General features: G+C 70.9%; 17 protein-coding genes. 12 read left to right on the forward strand and 5 right to left on the reverse strand.

Annotated elements, in window-relative coordinates; genetic code table 11:
• Positions 1 to 103 precede the first annotated feature (103 nt).
• Complete coding sequence (locus tag ACIHFB_RS27230) at positions 104 to 1,036, forward strand: GNAT family N-acetyltransferase (protein ID WP_400128185.1); 933 nt, start codon at positions 104 to 106, stop codon at positions 1,034 to 1,036.
• Positions 1,037 to 1,118: 82 nt separating this feature from the next.
• Here ACIHFB_RS27230 and ACIHFB_RS27235 read toward each other — a convergent pair whose 3' ends face one another.
• Positions 1,119 to 3,125: a DUF1996 domain-containing protein gene (locus ACIHFB_RS27235; RefSeq protein ID WP_400128186.1), complete on the reverse strand. Its 2,007-nt coding sequence runs from the start codon at positions 3,123 to 3,125 to the stop codon at positions 1,119 to 1,121.
• Positions 3,126 to 3,481: 356 nt separating this feature from the next.
• On the opposite strand from ACIHFB_RS27235, the gene mgrA reads away from it, so the two are divergent.
• A complete protein-coding gene (gene mgrA / locus ACIHFB_RS27240) occupies positions 3,482 to 4,525 on the forward strand; it encodes an L-glyceraldehyde 3-phosphate reductase (RefSeq protein WP_400128187.1) in 1,044 nt (347 codons plus the stop codon).
• Between the two features lie 64 nt (positions 4,526 to 4,589).
• Complete coding sequence (locus ACIHFB_RS27245; RefSeq protein ID WP_400128188.1) at positions 4,590 to 5,276, forward strand: class I SAM-dependent methyltransferase; 687 nt, start codon at positions 4,590 to 4,592, stop codon at positions 5,274 to 5,276.
• A gap of 5 nt (positions 5,277 to 5,281) precedes the next feature.
• On the opposite strand, the gene ACIHFB_RS27250 is transcribed toward ACIHFB_RS27245, so the two are convergent.
• Entirely contained in the window at positions 5,282 to 5,923 is a 642-nt protein-coding gene (locus ACIHFB_RS27250) for a class I SAM-dependent methyltransferase (protein WP_400128189.1), read from the reverse strand.
• Between the two features lie 296 nt (positions 5,924 to 6,219).
• Between ACIHFB_RS27250 and ACIHFB_RS27255 the strand changes: the two genes are divergently transcribed.
• From ACIHFB_RS27255 to ACIHFB_RS27275, 5 genes are all read left to right on the forward strand, one after another.
• The gene (locus ACIHFB_RS27255) at positions 6,220 to 7,371 is read left to right on the forward strand and encodes a S1 family peptidase (protein WP_400128190.1); all 1,152 of its coding nucleotides are present in this window, start codon (positions 6,220 to 6,222) and stop codon (positions 7,369 to 7,371) included.
• Between the two features lie 182 nt (positions 7,372 to 7,553).
• Positions 7,554 to 8,006: a hypothetical protein gene (locus ACIHFB_RS27260; protein WP_365282835.1), complete on the forward strand. Its 453-nt coding sequence runs from the start codon at positions 7,554 to 7,556 to the stop codon at positions 8,004 to 8,006.
• A 60-nt stretch (positions 8,007 to 8,066) separates the two neighbouring features.
• A complete protein-coding gene (locus ACIHFB_RS27265; protein ID WP_365282834.1) occupies positions 8,067 to 8,441 on the forward strand; it encodes an SH3 domain-containing protein in 375 nt (124 codons plus the stop codon).
• Between the two features lie 64 nt (positions 8,442 to 8,505).
• Positions 8,506 to 8,880, forward strand: a complete 375-nt coding sequence (locus tag ACIHFB_RS27270; RefSeq protein WP_365282833.1) for a peptidase M23 — start codon at positions 8,506 to 8,508, stop codon at positions 8,878 to 8,880.
• Between the two features lie 184 nt (positions 8,881 to 9,064).
• Positions 9,065 to 9,823: a carbonic anhydrase gene (locus ACIHFB_RS27275; protein WP_400128191.1), complete on the forward strand. Its 759-nt coding sequence runs from the start codon at positions 9,065 to 9,067 to the stop codon at positions 9,821 to 9,823.
• A gap of 37 nt (positions 9,824 to 9,860) precedes the next feature.
• Here ACIHFB_RS27275 and ACIHFB_RS27280 read toward each other — a convergent pair whose 3' ends face one another.
• From ACIHFB_RS27280 to ACIHFB_RS27290, 3 genes are all read right to left on the reverse strand, one after another.
• The gene (locus tag ACIHFB_RS27280) at positions 9,861 to 10,313 is read right to left on the reverse strand and encodes an NAD(P)H-dependent oxidoreductase (protein WP_365282832.1); all 453 of its coding nucleotides are present in this window, start codon (positions 10,311 to 10,313) and stop codon (positions 9,861 to 9,863) included.
• Between the two features lie 59 nt (positions 10,314 to 10,372).
• Entirely contained in the window at positions 10,373 to 11,851 is a 1,479-nt protein-coding gene (locus tag ACIHFB_RS27285) for an MFS transporter (RefSeq protein WP_400128291.1), read from the reverse strand.
• Positions 11,852 to 12,020: 169 nt separating this feature from the next.
• Positions 12,021 to 13,244 (reverse strand): PP2C family protein-serine/threonine phosphatase, encoded by a 1,224-nt coding sequence (locus tag ACIHFB_RS27290; protein ID WP_365282831.1) that lies wholly within the window; start codon positions 13,242 to 13,244, stop codon positions 12,021 to 12,023.
• 195 nt (positions 13,245 to 13,439) lie between these two features.
• Here ACIHFB_RS27290 and ACIHFB_RS27295 point away from each other — a divergent pair, with 195 nt between their 5' ends.
• The 4 genes from ACIHFB_RS27295 (at position 13,440) to ACIHFB_RS27310 (ending at position 21,260) form a co-directional block, all read left to right on the forward strand.
• Positions 13,440 to 15,923, forward strand: a complete 2,484-nt coding sequence (locus ACIHFB_RS27295; protein ID WP_400128192.1) for a SpoIIE family protein phosphatase — start codon at positions 13,440 to 13,442, stop codon at positions 15,921 to 15,923.
• Between the two features lie 82 nt (positions 15,924 to 16,005).
• Positions 16,006 to 18,747, forward strand: coding sequence for a SpoIIE family protein phosphatase (locus tag ACIHFB_RS27300; RefSeq protein WP_400128193.1), 2,742 nt, complete (start codon positions 16,006 to 16,008; stop codon positions 18,745 to 18,747).
• 155 nt (positions 18,748 to 18,902) lie between these two features.
• Positions 18,903 to 19,712 carry a chitosanase gene (locus ACIHFB_RS27305; RefSeq protein WP_400128195.1) on the forward strand — a complete coding sequence of 270 codons (810 nt, stop codon included), beginning with the start codon at positions 18,903 to 18,905 and terminating at the stop codon, positions 19,710 to 19,712.
• 183 nt (positions 19,713 to 19,895) lie between these two features.
• Positions 19,896 to 21,260 carry an FAD-dependent oxidoreductase gene (locus ACIHFB_RS27310; protein ID WP_400128196.1) on the forward strand — a complete coding sequence of 455 codons (1,365 nt, stop codon included), beginning with the start codon at positions 19,896 to 19,898 and terminating at the stop codon, positions 21,258 to 21,260.
• Positions 21,261 to 21,439 lie beyond the last annotated feature (179 nt).

Here is a 21,439-nt window from a genome sequence, read left to right on the forward strand (position 1 = left end):
GCGCGCGCGGTCAATCGAGGGCGCGTGGGCACGCTGGGCGGCGAGCCGCGCACGGGGCTGTTAATCCGTTGCGGTCGCTCCCCCTCCCCCGGACCCTGGCCCCATGGCCTACGCCCTGCGCCCCGCCGGACTCATCGACGCACCCGCCATCACCGAGCTGCTCAACGACATCGACCGGATCGAGATCGGCAGGCCCGAGACGGACCTGCACACCGTCGAAGCCGATCTGAAGCACCCGGAAACCGACCTGGAACAGGACTCCTGGCTGGCCTTCCACAGGGACCGACCGGTGGCCTACGGACTGCTGTGGGACGAGTCGGCCGGCGAGCGCATCGACGTCGACCACTATGTGCTCCCCGATCACCAGCCGGCCGGGCTGCGCATTCTGGCGGCCATGGAGGACAGGGCCCTGGTCAGGGCCCGCGAGAACGGCGCGGACAGGGCCGTGGTGCATCTGCACCTCAACACCGAGCCCACACTCGACACGGCGCTGATCCGCGCGCGGGGCTGGTCTGTCGTACGGCGCTATCACGTTCTGCACCGCCCCTTGGATCCTGCCCGGGACCCTGTGCCGCAGCCGCCGCCCGGGGTGCGTCTGCGAGCGTGCACCGAGGAGGCGGACCGGGTGCGCGTTCACGCGTTGTACCAGGCCGGGTTCGCCCAGCACTTCGACTTCCAGCCGCGCACCTACCGGCAGTGGCTGCACGACATCGACGCCGAGACCCTCGACTGGTCCCTGGTGTGGATCGTGAGCGCCGAGGACTCGGGCGACGTCGGATTCCTGATCGCCCGTGACGACCGCGAGGCCATGGGGTGGATCCGGAGCATCGGCGTGCTGCGCGAGGCCCGCGCCCGGGGCATCGGCGGCCTGCTGCTGCGGCACGCGTTCGCCGCCTTCGCCACACGGGGACGGGACACGGTGGGCCTCGGCGTGGACACGGCCAACGCCACCGGGGCTCCCGGGCTGTACGCCCGCCACGGTATGACCGTCCGCTACGCCGTCGACACGTGGGAAGCAGTCCTCTCACCGAAATAGCAGCGGCGCCGGGACAAGAACGGCGGCCGGACCTGCCTCGCAGGTCCGGCCGCCGTTCACTTACCCGTGGGCGCTGTCGGTGTCAGGCCGAGCCGCGTCCGATGCGGCGCAACAGCAGCAGACCGCAGAACACGAGGACCGCCCCGGCCGCGGCCGGCCACAACTGCGCGCCGGTGTCGGCGAGTCCGCCGCCGACGCCCTGCGGTTCGGTCTGTGACGCCTGCTGGTCGGACCCGTCGTCGTTCGCGACCGGCTCCTCGGTTGCCGCGGACCCGATCTCCTCGTCCTGTCCTCCGTCGCCCTGGGCCGGGGCGGCCGCGTCGGACTGTTCGGAGGTCGGTGTGGCGTAGACCTCGGGTTCCTCCGCCGGCTCCGAGGGGTTCCCGGCGCCGTCCTCCGGCCCCGTGCCCGGATTCTCGGCCGGGGGCTCCTCGGTCTGCTGGCCGTTCCCCGGGTCGTCGGGAGTGGCCTCGTCGTTGCCGCCGGACGGCTCCTCGGCGGGCGGCGCGGACTGCTCGGGCTCCTCGGCGGGCGGAGTCGACTGCTCCGGCTCCTCGGCAGGCGGAGTCGACTGCTCCGGCTCCTCCGCGGGCGGCGTCGGCTGCTCGGTCTCCTCGCCCGGACCCGAGCCGTCACCGTCACCCGGGTCAACTCCTGCACCACACTGCTTGCCGCCGTTGATGCAGCCCACCATCTCGTTCATCAGGTTCTCGTCGAAGACGTTGATGAAGTCCCCGTGGTCCGTGACCGGCTTGTGCAGCTGCTCCGGGAAGGAGTCCACTGCGAACAACGGGGTCGTGCTGCCGCCGTCGTCGAGGCTCGGCGCGTCGATGTCGTAGACGATGCGCTGGACCAGCTGCGGGATGGCCTCGAACCCCTCGGGGCAGACGCCTTCGGCGTTCGCGAACGCCACGTGGGTACGGTGGTTGGCGCTGTCGATGTTCTGGCCGTCCCAGCAGCTCTGGAACTTGAAGGTGCGCACCACGTCACTGCCCTGCGGGCAGAGCGGGTACTTGTCCTTCAGCTGCCGGTCCTCGAACCCGGTGCAGCTCCACGAGGCGTTGGCGTTGGCGGTGCCGTTGACGAATGCCTTGGCGTCACCGGTGATGATGCGCAGGAACCGCGGCATGGCCGTGACCTCGCCCTGCGGGCTGCCCACGAACGTCAGCGTCACCTGCTTGGGCGTGACGATCTCGCCGGCGTTCCCCTCGATGCCGCCGCCCGGAGAGTTCGCGTCCTGCTCCTGGGTGCCGTTCTGCAGGCGCACGACGGGCCAGTAGTACGTGGACTTGTCGCCCTGGTCCGTGCAGCTGGTGTCGGCGGCGGCCAGGTCGTCGTCGCTGGCGAAGGCGTCGTTGGACTGATTGCCGACATAGTCGTGGAAGTGGTGCGCGCCGTTGCTGACACCCGGGGCGACGATCACGTTGTCCGAGTTGAACAGGCCGTTCTCGTTGACGCCGCAGCTGGTGGCGAAGGTGCCGCGGGAGGCGTTCTTCTGGAGAGCCGGGTTCTGCACGTTGGGCTGGACGGTGGTGATGTCCGCGTAGTCCCCGGCCACAGGGCCGTTGCCGGCGGGCTGGTCGTCCCCGCCCTGGTCGCCCTGCTGTTCCTGTCCTTGGTCCTCGCCCGTCTGACCGTCGTCGCCGCCCGCCTGGTCCTGGCCGTTCTGGTCGCCGTTCTCGACCTGGGCCTCGGGGGCGCGCAGTTCGCAGGCCGCCAGATCCTCGATTCCTTCGGGGCGGTCCCCGGCGGCGTCGATGGCCTGCGCGATGCCCTCGATCGTGCCGGCCCTGTCCTCCTTCAGCGGATTCATGATCGCGTCGTCGACGGAGCCTACGTCCTGCTGCGCGGCCTGGGCCTCCCGCAGACGCTGGTAGGCATCCGTGATCTGCTGATCGAGGACGGCGAGGTCGCGGTCGACGTCCGTCCGCGCCGCGTCCGGCACCGTCGTCAGCCGGCTGCCCACGTCAGGGCAGTCGATCGTGGCGGCTCCTGAGGCCAGGACCTGGTCGTTCCCGCTCTGCGTGGCGCCGTCCTCGGTCGCCGACGCGTAGACGTTCGCGGCTATCAGTCCCCCTCCGCCCAACATCAAGGCGACCGCTGCAAAGGTCGCGCGCCGCTTGCCCGTTGGTCGTCTGCGCGAGGTCCGAGTCAAGGAAGTACTCCTACGCCTGATGGTCTGCTCTGCATGGAATCCCCTCGCCCCATACGGACCTAGGCCCTCGTGTGTTCAAACCCCTCACAGATTCATGGAAACTTCTCAGGGTGCTCGGGAAGCACACCGGGGCGCACACGGCACCGGGGCCTCCCGAGCCGATTCAGAAATACGACCGCTGAATGGCATGACGGCGCGCTGTTGGACTTCACGATCACGCAGGAGCAGGGTGTGCATGTCCCCGCGATTCCGACGGGACGCTCCTCACCGCACCACCCGGAGACCACCCGATGAACCACATCGCGAATCCCGAGCGCTACAACGGCACCATGCGCTACCGGCGCACCGGACGCTCGGGACTCGACCTGCCCCTGCTGTCCCTGGGCTACTGGCACAACTTCGGGGACGACCGCGCGTTCGACACCCAGCGCGAGATCGCTCTGCGCGCCTTCGACCTCGGCATCACGCACCACGACCTGGCGAACAACTACGGCCCGCCGTACGGGGCCGCGGAGATCAACTTCGGCCGTCTGATGCAGCGGGACCTCGCCCCGTACCGGGACGAGCTGGTGATCTCCACCAAGGCCGGCTGGGACATGTGGCCCGGGCCCTACGGTCAGGGCGGCGGCTCCCGCAAGTACGTCCTCGCCTCGCTCGACCAGTCGCTGCGCCGCACGGGGCTGGAGTACGTGGACATCTTCTACTCCCACCGACTCGACGCGACCACCCCGCTCGAGGAGACGATGGGCGCCCTGGACACCGCGGTGCGCCAGGGCAAGGCCCTCTACGTGGGCATCTCCTCCTACGATGCCGAACGCACCCGGCAGGCGGCCGCCATCCTCCGGGAGCTGGGCACCCCGCTCCTGATCCACCAGCCGTCGTACAGCATGGTCAACCGCTGGATCGAGACCGACGGTCTGCTGGACGCCGCGCAGGAGGAGGGCTTCGGGGTCATCGGGTTCACGGCGCTCGCCCAGGGGCTGCTGACCGGCCGCTACCTCGACGGCATTCCCGAGGACTCGCGGGCCGCGCAGGGCACGTCGTTCGACACCACGTGGCTGTCCCAGGACATGCTGCACAGGCTGCGCGCCCTCAACGACATCGCCGTCCGCCGCGGCCAGACCCTGGCCCAGATGGCCCTGGCATGGGCGCTGCGCGACGAGCGCGTCACCTCGCTCGTCATCGGCGCGTCCCGGACCGAACAGCTGGACCAGAACGTCGCCGCGCTGGAGAACCTCGACTTCAGCAGCGAGGAACTCGCGGAGATCGACAAGTACGCGGGCGACGGCGGCGTGGACCTGTGGCAGGACGCCCGCCTCGGAAAGCTCGGCTGACGGTGCGGCGGGTGCGCGGAGCGCACCCGCCGCCGCTTGTGTGCCGTCCGACCCTGCTGCGACGATGCCCCGGCACACCCGTAGCGAAGGGGGCAGGGTGACCGCACAGGACCAACCGCCGCCGGCCGTAGCGGTGTTCGACGCCTTGGGGGCCACGTACGAGAAGGCCTTCGCACATTCCGAGGCGCATCGGGCCTCGCTGGAGTGGCTGCTCGGCCGTCTCTCACCCGGCGGCCGCGTGCTGGACGTGGGCAGCGGCACGGGGCGGCCCACCGCCGGGACGCTCACCGCGGCGGGACACGGCGTCCTCGGTATCGATGTCTCCCCTGTCATGGTGGACCTCGCGACCCGGCAGGTGCCCGACGCCACCTTCCGATGTGCCGACATCCACGATGTGTCCCTCGATGACGATGCGTTCGACGCCGTCTGCGTGTACTTCTCGCTGTTGCAGATGTCCCGGCGGAGGCAGTCCGACTTGGTGCGGCGTCTGGTGCGAGCGCTCAAGCCCGGCGGACACATGGCGCTCGCCACCGTGCCGGTCGACGTCGAGGACGTCGAGACCGTCTTCATGGGGCAGCCCGTGCGCGCGACCAGCTTCTCCGCCGAGGACTTCACCGCCATGCTGACCGACGCGGGCCTGGCCGTCCTCACCGAGGAGAGCGTGATGTTCAGGCCCGCGCTCCCCGACGCCGCGCCCGAACCGCATCTGTTCGTGGGATGCCGGCGGGAGGCAACGGCTGCCGCGGGTTGACCCGGTCAGTCGCCGGTGCGTCGGATCCGCCACACGTGGTCGTCCCGGTGGCCCTCGATGCCGTCGGGCGAGACACTCGGCCTGCGGACCGTCTCCCGTGTCTCGACGGCCCACCTTCCGTCGGGCAGGGCGAGTTGGGCAAGCACGCCGTCCAGCGTGGGGAACTCCGCGTCGAAGGGCGGTTCGGTCTGCCATGACGGCCAGGCGGCGTGCATCACGATCAGCAGGGTGCCGTCGGCGGCGACCGCTTCCGCGGCCCGACGCAGCACGCCCTCCTGGTCGATTCCCACCGGGGACTGGAGATAGTGGGCGCTCACCAGGTCGAAGCGTCCCTGCGGAAAGGTCTCGCCCAGTTCGTGCCGCTCCCAGACGATCCTGTCGCCGACGCCGGCCGCGACAGCGTGCTCGGCAGCACGTTCGAGTGCGGTGGCGGAGATGTCGATCCCGGTGACACGCCAGCCGCGCGATGCCAGCCACACCGCGTCCCCGCCCTCACCGCACCCCAGGTCGAGCGCGCTTCCCGGGCGGAGGTCCGCCGCCTCACGCACGAGCAGCTCGTTCGGGCGCCCGCTCCACACTCGGGTGGTGTCGCGATAACGGGCCTCCCAGAATGCGGCGGGCCGGGTGACGGGGCTGGTGTCGCTCATGGCGTCTCCTCACGGGATACGGGCTCGTGACATGGGGCGGGCTCGGAAAATGGAGCGGGCTCGTGAAGTGGGCGGGCCCACGCAGGAAGCCTCCGCCGACACCGCACCTCCCGCACAGCGAAATTGCCGGTTTCGCAAATCACGAGCAGCGTCGGACACCTCCCCGCCGAACAATCCCGCGCATTGGCATGGACCTGATAGACCGGCGTGGCTAAGCTCTGCTCAACCCTGGTGAGAGCGCTCTCAGTTTGCGGTTGTTCCACCCCACCTAGTTGGAACGACGAAGGGCAACTTCCATGAGACGCACCAGACTCATGCGCGCCGGCGTGGCCGCCTTGGTCATGCTCGGCAGCTGGGCAGCCGCCGGAACCCTCCCGGCCTCCGCAAGCGACTCCCCTGACGCACCGCCGGCCTCCGCGGGACTGCTTCAGGCGATGCAACGGGACTTCGGACTGACGAAGGACCAGGCAGAAGCACGACTGGCGGCCGAGCGCGCCGCCGGTGACATCGCCCCCGCGGCACGCCGGGCCGCCGGCGCCGCGTACGGCGGTTCGTGGTTCGACGCCAAGAGCGGTCGGCTCACCGTGGCCGTCACGTCCGAGGCCTCCGCCACGACCGTACGGGCCGTCGAGGCGACCGGCGCCACCGTGCGCACCGTCGAGCACAGCGCGCGGCAGCTCGACGCGGCGAAGGCACGAGTCGACCGGCTGTCCGCGCCCTCCGGCGTGAGCAGTTGGCATGTCGATCCGACCGCCAACACCGTCGTGGTGAACGTGGTCGAGGACGAGCGGACTGACAACGATGTCCAGCGCTTCGTCGCCCGAGCCCGCGCGACCGGCCCGGTCACCGTGCGGACCGTCCCGGACGCGCCCGAGACCTTCGCGGCGGGCACCGTCGGCGGCGACCCCTACTACACCGGCAACGTCCGGTGCTCCATCGGCTTCTCGGTGCACGGCGGCTTCGTCACGGCCGGGCACTGCAGCGGCGCGGGCGCCGGAGTGAACGGCTGGGACGGCTCGTACATCGGCAACTTCCAGGGCTCCTCGTTCCCGGACAACGACTACGCCTGGGTCAACGTCGGCAGCGGCTGGTGGACGGTACCGGTGGTCCTCGGCTGGGGTACGGTCCCGGACCAGCTGGTGCGCGGCTCGTCCGTAGCGCCCGTCGGCAGCTCCATCTGCCGCTCCGGCTCCACCACGCACTGGCACTGCGGCACCGTGCTGGCCATGAACGAGACCGTCAACTACAGCCAGGGCGCCGTGCACCAGATGACCAAGACCAGCGTCTGCGCCGAACCGGGCGACTCCGGCGGCTCGTTCATCAGCGGTGACCAGGCACAGGGGGTCACCTCGGGAGGCTGGGGCAACTGCTCCGGCGGCGGGGAGACGTGGTTCCAGCCCATCAACGAGATCCTCAACCGCTACGGGCTGACGCTGCACACAGCCTGACCCGCACGACGGCACAAGGCTCCGCCGGGACGCCCCGGCGGGGCCTCCCCCTCCCTGACAATTGTCAGGTGCCGCAGGCGCGCTGACGGCCCCTAAGGTCGCGAACGAAGCGGTGACCGGCCCTAGTGCCGGTCACCGTCCGGCCGTACGGCCACGAAACCGCGACACACGAAAGAGGGGTCATGCGCCGCCGTTCGCTCAGGACGCTGCTCATTTCCGGAGGTGCCGCCGCACTGCTGGCACTGACCACGCCGTTCACCGCACAGGCCGCTCCGCACTCGGGCGGCAACTACGGGGCCTACGCCCGCGAGGGCCAGTACCCCACCGTCTCCGGCTGCTCGGGCACGTTCCGTCAGGTCGGCGCCACCCAGTACGCCGAGGGTATGGCGCTGAAGTACTTCTACTCCGACAGCTGCGGCTCCTTCGCCCGGATCGAGAACTCGCGGGCCAACTGCGCGGCCGTGCTGGAGCGTTCCAACTCCGGAGCCGCGCGCGCCGACGGGTGGGTCTCCGAGACCGTCGACTCGGGCATCGACTACGCCTATACGAAGATCGGCAACAACCTGGCCGGTCGGGTCTCGCACGCGATGCTCGTCTGCGACGGCCATGTCCTGGCCCAGACGGGCTGGTACTGAGCCACCCGCACCGTCCGTCACCGCCATCCGGCGACATCTCAGCACAGGGGGAACAGCACCATGACCACACGCATCGTCACCAGGGCCGCACTCGTCGGCGCCGGGGCACTCGCCCTGCTCGGCCCGCTCACCGCCACCACCGCCGTCGCGGCCTCCGACGCGGACCGGGGCGGCGACCGTGTCCTGGCGGCGCCGTACGCCGTCGTCCCGTACGAGACCGTCAACGTCCGCCAGGGCCCGGCGAGTACGACCGCCAAGGTCGGCAGTGTCCCGGCGAACCAGCCGCGCGGCGCCTACTGCTGGACGCGCGGCGAGACCATCAGCGACCACGGCTACACCAACAACGTCTGGGTGAAGCTCGTGGAGGGCTATGTGAGCGCCGTCTACCTCAAGGGCAACGAGTACGGCGATCTGCCCGCCTCCGCGACCTGCTGACCGACCACGACGGGCGGATACCGGCCCGTTGTCACCACACCACCCACCACCGGGGGAACCTCACATGAACAAGCTCATACGCCGCTCCGCCACCGCGCTCGCCGTGGCCACGCTCGCCGCCGGGGCGTTCGCCGGCACGGCCCAGGCCGCCCCGTCCGCGGTGAACGGCGGCGACCCGACGCTCACCGACGTCTACATCTGGGCGACCAACGTCAACCTGCGCGAGGACACGAACACCTCGTCCAACGTGCTCGCGGTCCGCTCGCAGTACTGGCTGGACGGCGTGTGCCAGAAGCAGGGCCAGACCGTCAGCGATCCCGCCGTCGGCACGAACAACTGGTGGACCGCGGTCCAGGAGTTCGCCGGCAGCGACATCGCCTGGGTCAACAACCTCTACCTCCGGGGCGGCGAGAAGATCGAGGGCGTCCCGGACTGCTGACACCAGCCGATCGGGCCGTACGGCATGAGGGGCGAGCCGGGTCACCGGCTCGCCCCTCGGTGCGTCATGCACAGCCCTCGATATGCCCAAGGACGGTTCAGCATCCGATCATGAATCGGTCACGCTCGACCATGATTCGGCAACGAAAGAGTCAGGATTCGACCCCGCACATACGTTCTGATCCGTGAACTCTGATGTCACTTCCCACACTTCCGTCGGCTTCGAGCCGACTTCCGCAACACCCGCCCGGCGTGCACTTCTGCGGGCCGGCCTGACCGGGGCAGCTGTCCTCGGTGCCGTGTCCGCCGGCGTCTCCACCGCCTCCGCGGCCACTCCCACCGCCGCCGCCCGGCCGCGACCCAGCACTCCCGCAGAAGCCCTGCGTGCGCTCGCCGCCGGAAACCGGCGCTGGCGCACCTTCCGTGAACAGCACCCGGACGAAACGGCCGCAGTACGGACGGAACTGACGTCGGGTCAGCATCCCTTCGCGCTCATACTCGGCTGCATCGACTCCCGCGTGCCCCCGGAGCTGGTCTTCGACCAGGGCCTGGGCGACCTGATGACCGTGCGGTCGGGCGGTGAGGTGCTGGACGAGGCGGTGCTCGGCAGCGTCGCGTACGGCGTGCTCGAACTCGGCATACCACTCGTCATGGTGCTCGGCCACCAGTCGTGCGGCGCCGTGCGGGCCGCCGTCGAGTCGGACGAGTCCGGTGAGCAACTGCCGGCCCATATCCAGTACCTGGCCGACCAGATCAAGCCGGCCATCGTCCGCAGTGTGGAGGGCGATGCCCGCGTCGACGCCACGATCGACGCCAACGTACGGCTCATCCACTCGCGGCTCGCCGCGGAACCCGACCTCGCGGCCAAGGTCGCCGGCGGCCAACTGGCCATCGTGGGCGCCCGTTACGAGCTGAACACGCAGCTCGTCCACAGCATCGTCTGACCGTCCGGAGGGGCGCGTCACCCGCGCCCCTCCACTCTCAGCCCATCAGTCCGGCGGCGATCGTCGCGCCGAGTTCCCAGCACGCGCCGATGTCGGCCTTGTCCGGCGTGCCGGTCACGGTCACCGGCTCAGCGGCCCGCCGCCAGCCCAGACCCGTCGTGATCGACTCGATGCCGCGGACGGCTCCGGTGACATCGCTCCCGCCGTGCACGTAGTACCCGAACGGCCTGCCCTGCGTCTCGTCCAGGCAGGGGTAGTACACCTGGTCGAAGAAATGCTTCAGCGCGCCGGACATATAGCCGAGGTTCGCGGGAGTGCCGAGCAGGTATCCGTCCGCGGCGAGCACATCGGATGCCGTGGCGGACAGCGCGGCCCTCCGTACGACTCGGACGCCCTCGATCTCCGGCGCCGTCGCCCCGGAGACGACGGCCTCGAACAGCGCCTGGCAGTTCGGCGACGGCGTGTGATGCACGATCAGCAAAGTGGCCACACAGCGAACCCTGCCGTCCCGGTTCCGTCAGCCGCAAGCCGGGCCGGGCGCGACGCACCTCAGGGCACCGGGCCCACCCCGCCCTTGAGGCGTTCCAGGTCGGAGGGGCGGACCTGGATGACCAGCAGGGCGATCACCGCGGCGATACCGGTGAAGATCGCGGCCATGATGAAGGCGGCGGAGACACCGGAGGCGAGGATCTCGTCGGCCCACGGGGCCGGGAGTTGACCGGTCCGTTCGAAGCGCAGCCGCTCGGCCGGGGTCGCCTGGGCGAGGAAGTCCGGGATCTGTTTGTCCGCCTCGTTGTTGCTGGCCGTGCCGAACATCGTGACCAGGATGGACAGCCCGAGGGAACCGCCCACCTGCTGGGTGGCGTTGAGGAGGCCGGAGGCGGCGCCGGTCTCTTGGGTGGGCACGTTCGACAGGGCCATCAGGGTCAGGGACACGAACTCCATGCCCATGCCCAGGCTGAAGACGAGGATCGGGCCCAGGATGCTGCCCGCGTAGGTGGAGTGGACATCGGTCAGAGTCAGCCAGGCGAGGCCCGCGGCGGCCAGGATCGCTCCCGTCACCATGAACGGCTTCGGCCCGTACTTCGGCAGCAGTTGGGAGGCCAGGCCCGCGCCCACGGCGATGACCGCGCTCACCGGCAGGAAGGCCAGGCCGGTCAGGAGCGGGCTGAAGTCCAGCACGTTCTGGACGAAGAGGGTGAGGAAGAAGAACATGCCGAAGATCGCGGCGGCAAGGCTCAGCATCATCCCGTAGGTGCCCGCCCGGTTGCGGTCGGCGAACATGTGCAGAGGCGTGATGGGCTGCTTGGAGCGGCGCTCGACGAAGATGAACAGCACCAGGATCACCACGGCCGCGCCGAAGGAGGCCAGGGTGAGCGGGTCCCGCCAGCCGTCCTGGGCGGCCCGGATGAACCCGTACACCAGCAGGACCATGCCGACGGTCGAGGTGAGTGCGCCGGTCAGGTCGAAGTGCCCCGGGTGGCGCTCGGACTCCCGGATCCAGCGCGGTGTGGCCAGCACGATGAGCAGCGCGATCGGCGCATTCACGAACAGCACCCAGCGCCAGTTGAGCCACTCCACCAGGATGCCGCCGGCCAGCAGCCCGATCGCGCCGCCGCCCGCGGAGACCGCGGCGAAGACACCGAACGCCCGGTTGCGCTCGGGGCCTTCGCGGAACGTCGTGCTGATCAGGGCCAGGGAGGTCGGGGACGCGATGGCGCCGCCGACGCCCTGGAGGGCGCGGGCGGCGAGGAGTTGGCCGGAGTTCTGCGACAGTCCGCCCAGCAGCGAGGCGAGGGCGAACAGCAGCACGCCGAAGATGAACACACGCCGTCTGCCGAGGATGTCCCCGGCCCGCCCGCCGAGCAGCAGCAGTCCGCCGAAGGTCAGCGTGTAGGCGTTGACCACCCAGGACAGGCTGGTCGTGGAGAAGTCGAGCTCGCGCTGGATCTCGGGAAGCGCGATGTTCACGATGGTGATGTCGAGCACCACCATCAACTGGCAGGAGGCGATGACCAGAAGCGCCATCGCGCTGCCCCGGCCACCGCCCTCTTCCTCTTGCCGGGTGGTGGCCCGCGCTTCGGGTGCGGGCTGCGGGCTCGTCATGGAAGTTTCGCCGTACGGCGGGTCAATGGCCGGTTCCGGCCACCATTCGACGGTACGCCGCTGCCCGGCCGACTACCACTCGATCACTTGATCACCTGGGCCGGTGTCGCAGGCGGGCCGCGAGGGCGGCGACGTCGTCGTCCGCCGTCGCGGCGCCCAGGCGCTGGAGGACCTCGTCGAGGAGGTGGGAGACGTCGAGGTCGGAATGCACGTGGATGTGGGCCAGTCGGGCGAGGGAGGCGTCGATGTCCTCGTCCCGGCGTTCGACGAGTCCGTCGGTGAACATCAGCAGGGTGTCCTCGGTGCCGAGCGGCACGGTGGCCGAGTGGTAGTCGGCGAGGCCGGTGCCGAGGGGCGGGCCGACGGGCAGGTCGATCAGCTCGCCGGTGCCGTCCCGGTGGAAGACGGCGGGAGGCAGATGGCCCGCGCTGGAGAAGGCGGCGGTCCCGCGCGCGGGGTCCAGCAGGGCGAGCAGACAGGTCGCGGGACGGCGGTTGCTGTCCTCCGACATCGAGGTGTCCATCTGACGCAGGATCCGATGGGGTGGCAGGTCGGTGGAGGCGACGTAGCGCAGCATCGAACGGTACGCGTTCATGTCGACGGCGGCGTCCAGACCGTGGCCCATGACGTCGCCGATGACGAGGAGGGTGCGGCCGTAGTGCAGACGGACGGTCTCGTACCAGTCGCCGCCCACGAGGGCGCCGCTGCCGAGGGGGAGATAGCGGGTGGCCATGTCCACGTTCGGGTGCGGCTGGCTGGGCGCGAGGAGCAGGACCTCCTGGAGGTTGAGGACCGTCTTCTGGGCCGCGTGATGTTCGGCTGCGTGGTGCAGATGGGCTGCGGCCAGGCGGGCGGCGTAGTGGGCCACGGCCGCTTCGTCGTCGGTGAAGACACGGTCGGTGCGCACGGCGAGGACCACTCCGAAGACCCGGTCCCAGGCCAGGAGCGGCACGGACAGCGCGGCGAGCCGGTTGCCGCCTGCCCGGGTGAACGACGCGGTGAGGGGGCGGCCAGCGTCCAGGGCTCGGACCAGGACGTCGCCGCGCGGAGTCCTGCGCAGGTCGTCCAGCAGATCGCGGCGCCCAGCGGCCGCCACGGGACGCAGGGCGCCCTGCGGGGCGTCGGGCTCCCGGTCCTGCGGAAAGAGGTCGACGGCCGCGGCGTCGCAGAGCACCTCGGCGAGGAAGGCGGCCAGTTCGGCGCCCGTCTTGCGTTCGTCGAGAGTCGTGCCGATGGCGGCCACGGCCCGTTCCGCAAGGGCGAAGCGGTCGGCCGATGCCGTTGCTGGTGGGGCAGCCCGGTCGTCTTCCACCACATCCCTTTCCTACGTTTTCTACCAGTATCAGGTGATGTGATCCGACGATGATGCCTCACCGCGCGCACCGACCGGCACACGAACCGTTTCCCGGCCCGGGGGTCCGGTTCCCGCCGCCCAGGTGCGAACCGGGCGCGTCGTGGCGCATTCTTGCTGTGTCGCCCGAGTGGCGGCACACGGACGAGGTTGGGGCCGATGACTCGGAGCGCCGAGGACACTCACCGGATGCCCGGACGGCTTGCCGCGCTGCTTGCCGACGCCTCGGCGGAGGCGGTCCGCGCGGCCGGCGGTCGCGCGGGCGGGGTCTATCTGCGGTCCAGCACGCCCGGGCTACTGCGCCTGGCCGTGCTGGCCGGCCTGCCCGGGCCGCTGTTCCGCCCGTGGTTCCGGATGCACGTGGACCGTCCGTTCCCCGTCGCCGACGCCTATCGGCTCGGCGTGCAGGTGGTCCTGCCGAACGCCACGGAGACGATGCGCCGCTATCCCCAGTTCGCGGCCGGACTGCCGTTCCCGTTCGGCTCGCTGTACGTGCCCGTCATGGCGGCGGCCGGTTCGACCGGCTCGTCGGGGGTGTACGGCGTCCTGACCGTCCTGCGCCCCGCCGCCCCGGACGCCACCGAACTGCTGCCCGCCCGTGAGCGCCTGACCCGGCTGGCCGAGGAGCTGGGGGCGGACCTGCGAGGCCTGGAGGTCGGGGCCGTCCCACCGGTCGTCTGGGACGGTGAGCCCCTGTGCGTCCTGTCGCCGAGCACGCCGCCGTCCGCGGGGCGCATCGGGCGTTTCGCCTGGGATCCGGCGAGCGATGCCGTGAAGACGGACGAGCGTCTGCACACCCTGCTGGGCGAGCCGGACGTCGCGCAGTCCGTGCAGGACCTCGCGGCCGCCGTTGCCACCACGGCCGACGCACCCCGCGTCCTGGCCGCCTTGCAGGAGACGGCCGCCGGCAGACCGCCGCAGCTGCCGCTCTACGTGCGTGCCGTGGACGGCGCTCTGCGGCTGATGGAGTGCTGGACGGCGTACGACTCGGCGACCGAGCCCCCGGACCCTTACCGGGTGCGAGGCGTCGTGCTGGACTCGGGCCCCGGCGCCGCGGCGGACGCCGCCGCCGATCTCCTGCCGGACGGTGTGTTCTGCATGGACCGGCTGGGAGTGGTGAGGTACGCCAATCCGCGGGCCGGCCAGCTGCTGCGCCGGTCGCGGGACGAACTGCTCGGCCGCTCCCTGTGGGAGGCCGTGCCCTGGCTGAACCAGCCGGCCTGCGAGGACCACATGCGCAGCGCCCTGCTGGCACCCGATCCGGTGCACTGCCACGTCCGGCGGCCGGCGGACGACGGCGGGGAGTTCGAGGGCGACTGGCTCGCCCTGTCCGTGTATCCGAGCCCGGACGTCCTGACCTGCACCGTGCAGCCGGCCGGGCGCGTCGCGGACTCACCGACCGAGCGCGAATCGGCGCCCGGCGTCTCCTCCATGACTCCGCTGTACCGGCCCATCGTCCTCGCCATCGCGCTGACGGAGGCGGTCACCGCCCGCCAGGTGTCCGCGGTGGTCATGCGGGAGCTGCTGCCCGCGTTCGGCGGCCGCCGGCTCGCCATCTACCTGCTTCAGGACCGGCATCTCTACCTGGCGTGGGAGACCGGTTTCCCGGCCGGTTTCCTCGCCCCCTTCGACGGGGTGGGGCTGGATACGCGCCTGCCCGGTGTGGAGACCCTGACGACCGGCCGGCCGCTGTTCTTCGACTCGATGCAGGATCTGGCCGCCGCCTACCCGGGGATCGCGCTCGACGCCACGGAAGGGGCCCGTGCCTTCCTGCCGTTGATCGCCTCCGGACGCCCGGTCGGCTCCTGCATCCTCGGCTTCGACCGCCCCCGCAGCTTCAGCTCCGAGGAACGCACGGTACTCACCGCGCTGGCCGGGCTGATCGCGCATGCCATGCAGAAGGCGCAGCGCTACGAGAGCGAGGCGGCCCTCGCCCGCGGACTGCAACAGGCCCTCCTCCCCCGGCGGCTGTCGGCCCATCCCCGGGTGGAGACCGCGGGGCGCTATCTGCCCGGTACACAGGGCATGGAGGTGGGCGGGGACTGGTACGACGTCGTCGAGGCCGGGGACGGGCTCGCCCTGGTCATCGGGGACGTGCAGGGGCACGGGGTGCAGGCGGCGGCCACGATGGGGCAACTGCGCAGCGCCGTACGGGCGTTCGCGCTGGGCGGGCGCCCGCCGGACGAGGTCATGAGCGGCACCAACCGGCTGCTGATCGACCTCGATCCGGGCCAGTTCGCAAGCTGCTGCTACATCTGGCTGGACCCCGCGACCGGCACGGCCCTGGCGGCCCGCGCGGGACACCTGCCACCGCTGCTGCGCGAACCGGACGGCAGCACCCAGGTCCTGCATCTGCCGGGCGGTGTCGTGCTGGGCGTCGACCCGCGCGCCGACTACCCGGTGACGGAGCTCCGGCTGGAGCCCGGCGCCGTCCTCGCGCTCTACACGGACGGCCTGGTCGAACGGCCCGACGCCGACATCGACATCGGCATCACCGAACTGCGCGTGGCCCTCGCCAAGGCGGCCGCTCCGGGCGGCGGGCAGCTGGCGGGCATGGCCGACCGGCTCACCGCGCGGGCCCGGCACGCCCGCGACCGTCCGGACGACATCGCGCTGCTGCTGGCCACGCGCCGGCCGGCGTGACCACGCCTGTGATCGCGCCGCGGCACTGTCACCCTGTGTGACGCCCCTCGCCTCCTGGGGTCCCGCAGTGTAGACATGGCACATGGTCCGGCATGTGGGTCGATCCGAGGTCCGGTCGACCGGTCGCCCCAGTGGTCCGCGCGCCCAGCGCGCGCCCGGCCATGCCCGTGCGGCCCAGCAGCGGCGGGGGCCGGCCGCCGCGTTGCGGATGGCGCTGAGCGGGCGCAGTGTCGCCGGACAGGTGTTCCTCCTCCAGGTCGTCATCGTGCTGCTGCTGGTCGTGGCCGCCGTGGTGGCGCTGGTGCTTCAGGTGCGGCACGACAGCACCATCGAGGCCCGCAACCGCTCGGTCGCCGTGGCCGAGGCGTTCGCCAACGCGCCGGGCACCCGCGAGGCGCTGGACGACCCCAATCCCACGAAGGTGCTGCAACCACGGGCCGAGGCGGCACGCGAAGCGACCGGGGTCGACTTCATCGTCGTCATGAACACCGACGGGATCCGCTACACCCATCCGTTCCCCGACCGCATCGGCAAGAAGTTCGTCGGCTCCCTCGGGCCCGCGCTCGCGGGGCGCGTCGTGACCGAGGAGATCAACGGCACGATCGGCCCCCTGGTCCAGGCGGTGGTGCCGATCAAGGCCGACGACGGGTCGGTCGTCGGCCTGGTGTCGGCGGGCATCACGACGGAGAACGTGGGCGGGGCCGCGAACGATCAGCTGCCGTTCCTGCTCGCCGCCGCGGCCGCGGGCCTCGCCCTCGCCACCGCCGGTACGGCACTGGTCAGCAGACGGCTGCTGCGGCAGACACACGGTCTGGGCCCGAACGAGATGACCCGTATGTACGAGCATCACGACGCGGTGCTGCACGCGGTCCGCGAGGGCGTGATGATCGTCGGCGACGAGGGACGGCTGCTGCTCGCCAACGACGAGGCACACCGGCTCCTCGACCTGCCCGAGGACGCCCTGGGACGGCAGGTGCAGGACCTCGGCCTCGCACCCGACACCGCCGAGCTGCTGGCCTCCGGCCGGATGGCCACCGATGAGGTGCACCTGGTCGGGGACCGGCTGCTGGCGGTCAACCAGCGGCCCACCGACCTCCAGGGAGCGCCGGCCGGCAGCGTGGCCACCCTTCGGGACTCCACCGAGCTGCGGGCCCTGTCCGGCAGGGCCGAGACGGCACGCGAACGGCTCAACATGCTGTACGACGCCGGGGTGGAGATCGGCACGAGTCTGGACGTGGCCCGTACCGCCGAGGAACTGGCGGAGCTGGTCGTCCCGCGGTTCGCGGACTTCGCCACGGTGGACCTGTTCGAGGCCGTACTCGACGGCGGGCAGCCGGACGCGGGTGCCGATGTGCGCCGTACGGCGGTCAGCGGGATCCGCAAGGACGCCCCGCTCTACCCCCTGGGCCAGCAGATCCGGCTCGTTGCCTCCGCACCGCAGGCCCGCGCCGTGCGCTCCGGCCAGGCGGTACTCGAACCGCGCCTGAGCAAGGCGGCCGGCTGGCGGGCCCAGGACCTGGAGCGGTCCGCCCAGGTCGTGGAGTACGGCATCCACTCGCTGATCGCCGTGCCGCTGCGCGCGGGCTCCCTGGTGCTGGGTGTGGTCAGTTTCTGGCGCTCCGAGAAGCCGGAGCCCTTCGACACGGACGAACTGGCCCTCGCCGAGGAGCTGGTGACGCGGGCCGCCGTCTCCATCGACAACGCCCGCCGCTACACGCGCGAGCACAACATGGCGGTGACGCTCCAGCGCAGTCTGCTGCCGCGCAACCTGCCCGAGCAGGACGCCCTGGAGATCGCCTACCGGTATCTGCCCGCCCAGGCGGGCGTGGGCGGGGACTGGTTCGACGTACTGCCGTTGTCCGGCGCCCGGGTCGCCCTCGTCGTGGGTGACGTCGTCGGCCACGGGCTGCACGCCGCAGCCACCATGGGACGACTGCGCACGGCCGTGCACAACTTCTCCGCCCTGGATTTGCCGCCCGATGAACTGCTGTCCCTGCTGGACGAGTTGGTCGGCCGCATCGACCAGGACGAGACGGCGGAGGGCGGCAACGCCCCGGTCACCGGCGCGACCTGTCTGTACGCGATCTACGACCCGGTCTCCCGGAACTGCACCGTGGCCCGCGCCGGGCATCCGCCGCCGGCGCTCATCCACCCCGACGGCAGCGTCGAGTTCCCCGACGTCCCCGCCGGTCCCCCGCTCGGTCTGGGCGGCCTGCCGTTCGAGACGGTCGACCTCGAACTGGCCGAGGGCAGCCGCCTCGTCCTTTACACGGACGGGCTCGTCGAGGACCGGGAGCGGGACATCGACGTCGGTCTGGAGCTGCTGCGTGCGGCGCTGGAGCAGGCGGGCGAGTCGCCCGAGGACACCTGCCGGGTCGTCCTCGACTCCCGGCTCACGGTCCGGTCGAGCGACGACATCGCCCTGATCGTGGCGCGCACCCGGGCGCTGGACGCCGACCGGGTCGCCGAGTTGCAGGTGCCGTCCGACCCGGCGGCCGTCGCGGACGTACGGGCCTGGGTCACCCGGCAGTTGGCGCACTGGGAACTGGACGAGCTGACGTTCACCACGGAGTTGATCCTGAGCGAGCTGGTGACCAACGCGATCCGCTACGGCGGTGACCCCATCCAGGTCCGTATGCTGCGCGACCGGACCTTGATCTGCGAGGTGTTCGACAGCAGCAGCACCTCGCCCCATCTGCGGTACGCGGCCATGACGGACGAGGGCGGACGGGGTCTGTTCCTGGTCGCCCAGCTCGCCGAGCGCTGGGGGACGCGCTACACGCCGGACGGCAAGGTCATTTGGGCGGAACAGCCCCTTCCATGACACCCGGCGGGCGGCGCTGACGTACGCCCCGCTTGTTCATCCCTACGAAGTTGTGACGCGACGGGTGTCAAACGTCTCCGGCTTCTGATAGGAAACCTTCCTATCAGTGCCACGAACCTCCAACACCCCACCCCCCACCATCACTTGGAGCACACGTGAAGCACCCCACTCGCCGCACCCTGCTCGCCGTGCTCGGCGTGTCCGCGGCCGGCGCGATCCCCCTGCTGAACGCACCGAACGCCGGCGCCGTCCGCGCGCTCGGCCTCGACGACCCGGCGAAGAAGGAGATCGCCATGAAGCTCGTGTCGAGCGCGGAGAACTCCTCGCTCGACTGGAAGGCGCAGTACCAGTACATCGAGGACATCGGCGACGGCCGCGGCTACACCGCCGGGATCATAGGTTTCTGCTCCGGCACCGGCGACATGCTCGACCTGGTGGAGCTCTACGCCGACCGCAGCCCCGGCAACGTCCTCGCCGAATACCTGCCCGCACTGCGGTCGGTCAACGGCTCCGACTCGCACGAGGGGCTCGACCCGAACTACCCCCAGGACTGGCGCAGCGCCGCACAGGACTCCACCTTCCAGCAGGCGCAGAACGACGAACGCGACCGGGTCTACTTCAATCCGGCCGTCCAGCAGGGCAAGGCCGACGGACTGCGGGTACTCGGGCAGTTCGCGTACTACGACGCCATCGTCATGCACGGCGACGGTTCCGACGGCACCAGTTTCAGCAACATCCGCAGGCGGGCCCTCCAGAGCGCACAGCCGCCCTCGCAGGGCGGTGACGAGGTGAGGTACCTGGACGCCTTCCTCGACGCCCGGGTGTGGGCGATGAAGCAGGAGGAGGCGCACAGCGACACCAGCCGGGTCGACACGGCCCAGCGCGTCTTCCTGCGCGCGGGCAACCTCGACCTCGCAACACCGCTGGACTGGAAGGTGTACGGGGACAGTTTCCACATCGCCTGATCCGTCCCGGAAGGCTGCCGCACCGTACGGGGGTGCGGCAGCCGCACGGGGCGCCGCGAACCCCGCACACCCCATAACGTAGGCTTATGAGCTCATAGACCGGACCCGCGTACCGACTTAGGGTTACCTTAGTTTAGGCTTCCCGTTCGAGATCGCTTGTCACCACTCGAAGGGAACCTGACCATGCCCCGCCCCCTGCGGGTAGCCATCGTCGGAGCCGGCCCCGCCGGGATCTACGCCGCCGACGCATTGCTCAAGTCCGACGTGGCCGCCGAACCCGGTGTGTCCATCGACCTCTTCGAGCGCATGCCGGCGCCGTTCGGACTGATCCGTTACGGCGTGGCCCCCGACCACCCCCGGATCAAGGGCATCATCACCGCCCTTCACCAGGTGCTGGACAAGCCGCAGATCCGTCTCTTCGGCAACGTGGACTACCCGACCGACATCAGCCTGGACGACCTGCGCGCGTTCTACGACGCCGTGATCTTCTCCACCGGCGCCACGGCCGACCGCGAACTGCCGCTTCCCGGCATCGAGCTCGACGGCTCGTACGGCGCGGCCGACTTCGTCTCCTGGTACGACGGCCACCCGGACGTGCCGCGCACCTGGCCCCTGGAGGCCGAGAAGGTCGCCGTCCTCGGCGTCGGCAACGTCGCGCTCGACGTGGCGCGCATCCTCGCGAAGACCGCGGAGGAGCTGCTGCCGACGGAGATCCCGCCGAACGTCCACGAAGGGCTCCAGGCCAACAAGGCGCTGGAAGTCCATGTGTTCGGCCGCCGCGGCCCGGCGCAGGCGAAGTTCTCCCCGATGGAACTCAGGGAACTGGACCACTCCCCCAACATCGAGGTCATCGTCGACCCCGAGGACATCGACTACGACGAGGGCTCGATCGAGACCCGGCGCGGCAACAAGCAGGCCGACATGGTCGCCAAGACCCTGGAGAACTGGGCCATCCGCGACGTCGGTGACCGCCCGCACAAGCTGTTCCTGCACTTCTTCGAGTCGCCGTCCGAGATCCTCGGCGAGGACGGCGAGGTCGTCGGCCTGCGCACCGAGCGCACCGCCCTCGACGGCACCGGCAACGTCAAGGGCACCGGCGAGTTCAAGGACTGGGACGTCACGGCGGTCTACCGCGCCGTCGGCTACCTCTCCGACAAGCTCCCCAAGCTGCCCTGGGACCTCGAGACGGGCACCGTCCCGGACGAGGGCGGCCGGGTCATCCAGGAGAGCGGCGAGCACCTTCAGTCGACGTACGTCACCGGCTGGATCCGACGCGGTCCCGTGGGTCTGATCGGCCACACCAAGGGCGACGCCAACGAGACGGTGTCCAACCTGCTGGACGACCACGCGGGCGGCCGTCTGCACACGCCGGCTTCGCCCGATCCGGAGGCCGTGGACGCGTTCCTCGCCGAGCGGGACGTCCGGTTCACCACGTGGGACGGCTGGTACCGGCTCGACGCCGCGGAGAAGGCGCTGGGCGAGCCCCAGGGCCGCGAGCGCGTGAAGCTCGTCGAGCGCGAGGACATGCTCAGGGCGAGCGGCGCGTAGGACAGCGGCTGATCGAGGGGTGCGGGGGCCGGGCGCCCGGCCCCCCCCCCCCCCCCCGCGCGTCAGCAAACCCCCGGGCCCGCGCCCGGGCGGGCCCCCACCCCCGGGGGGTGTGCCCCGCGCCGGGGGGGGGGGGGGCCCCGGGGGGGGGGGGGGGGGGGGGGGCGCGGGGGGGGGGG

It is taken from the genome of Streptomyces sp. NPDC051963, assembly GCF_044593495.1.
In the GTDB taxonomy this organism is placed as follows: domain Bacteria; phylum Actinomycetota; class Actinomycetes; order Streptomycetales; family Streptomycetaceae; genus Streptomyces.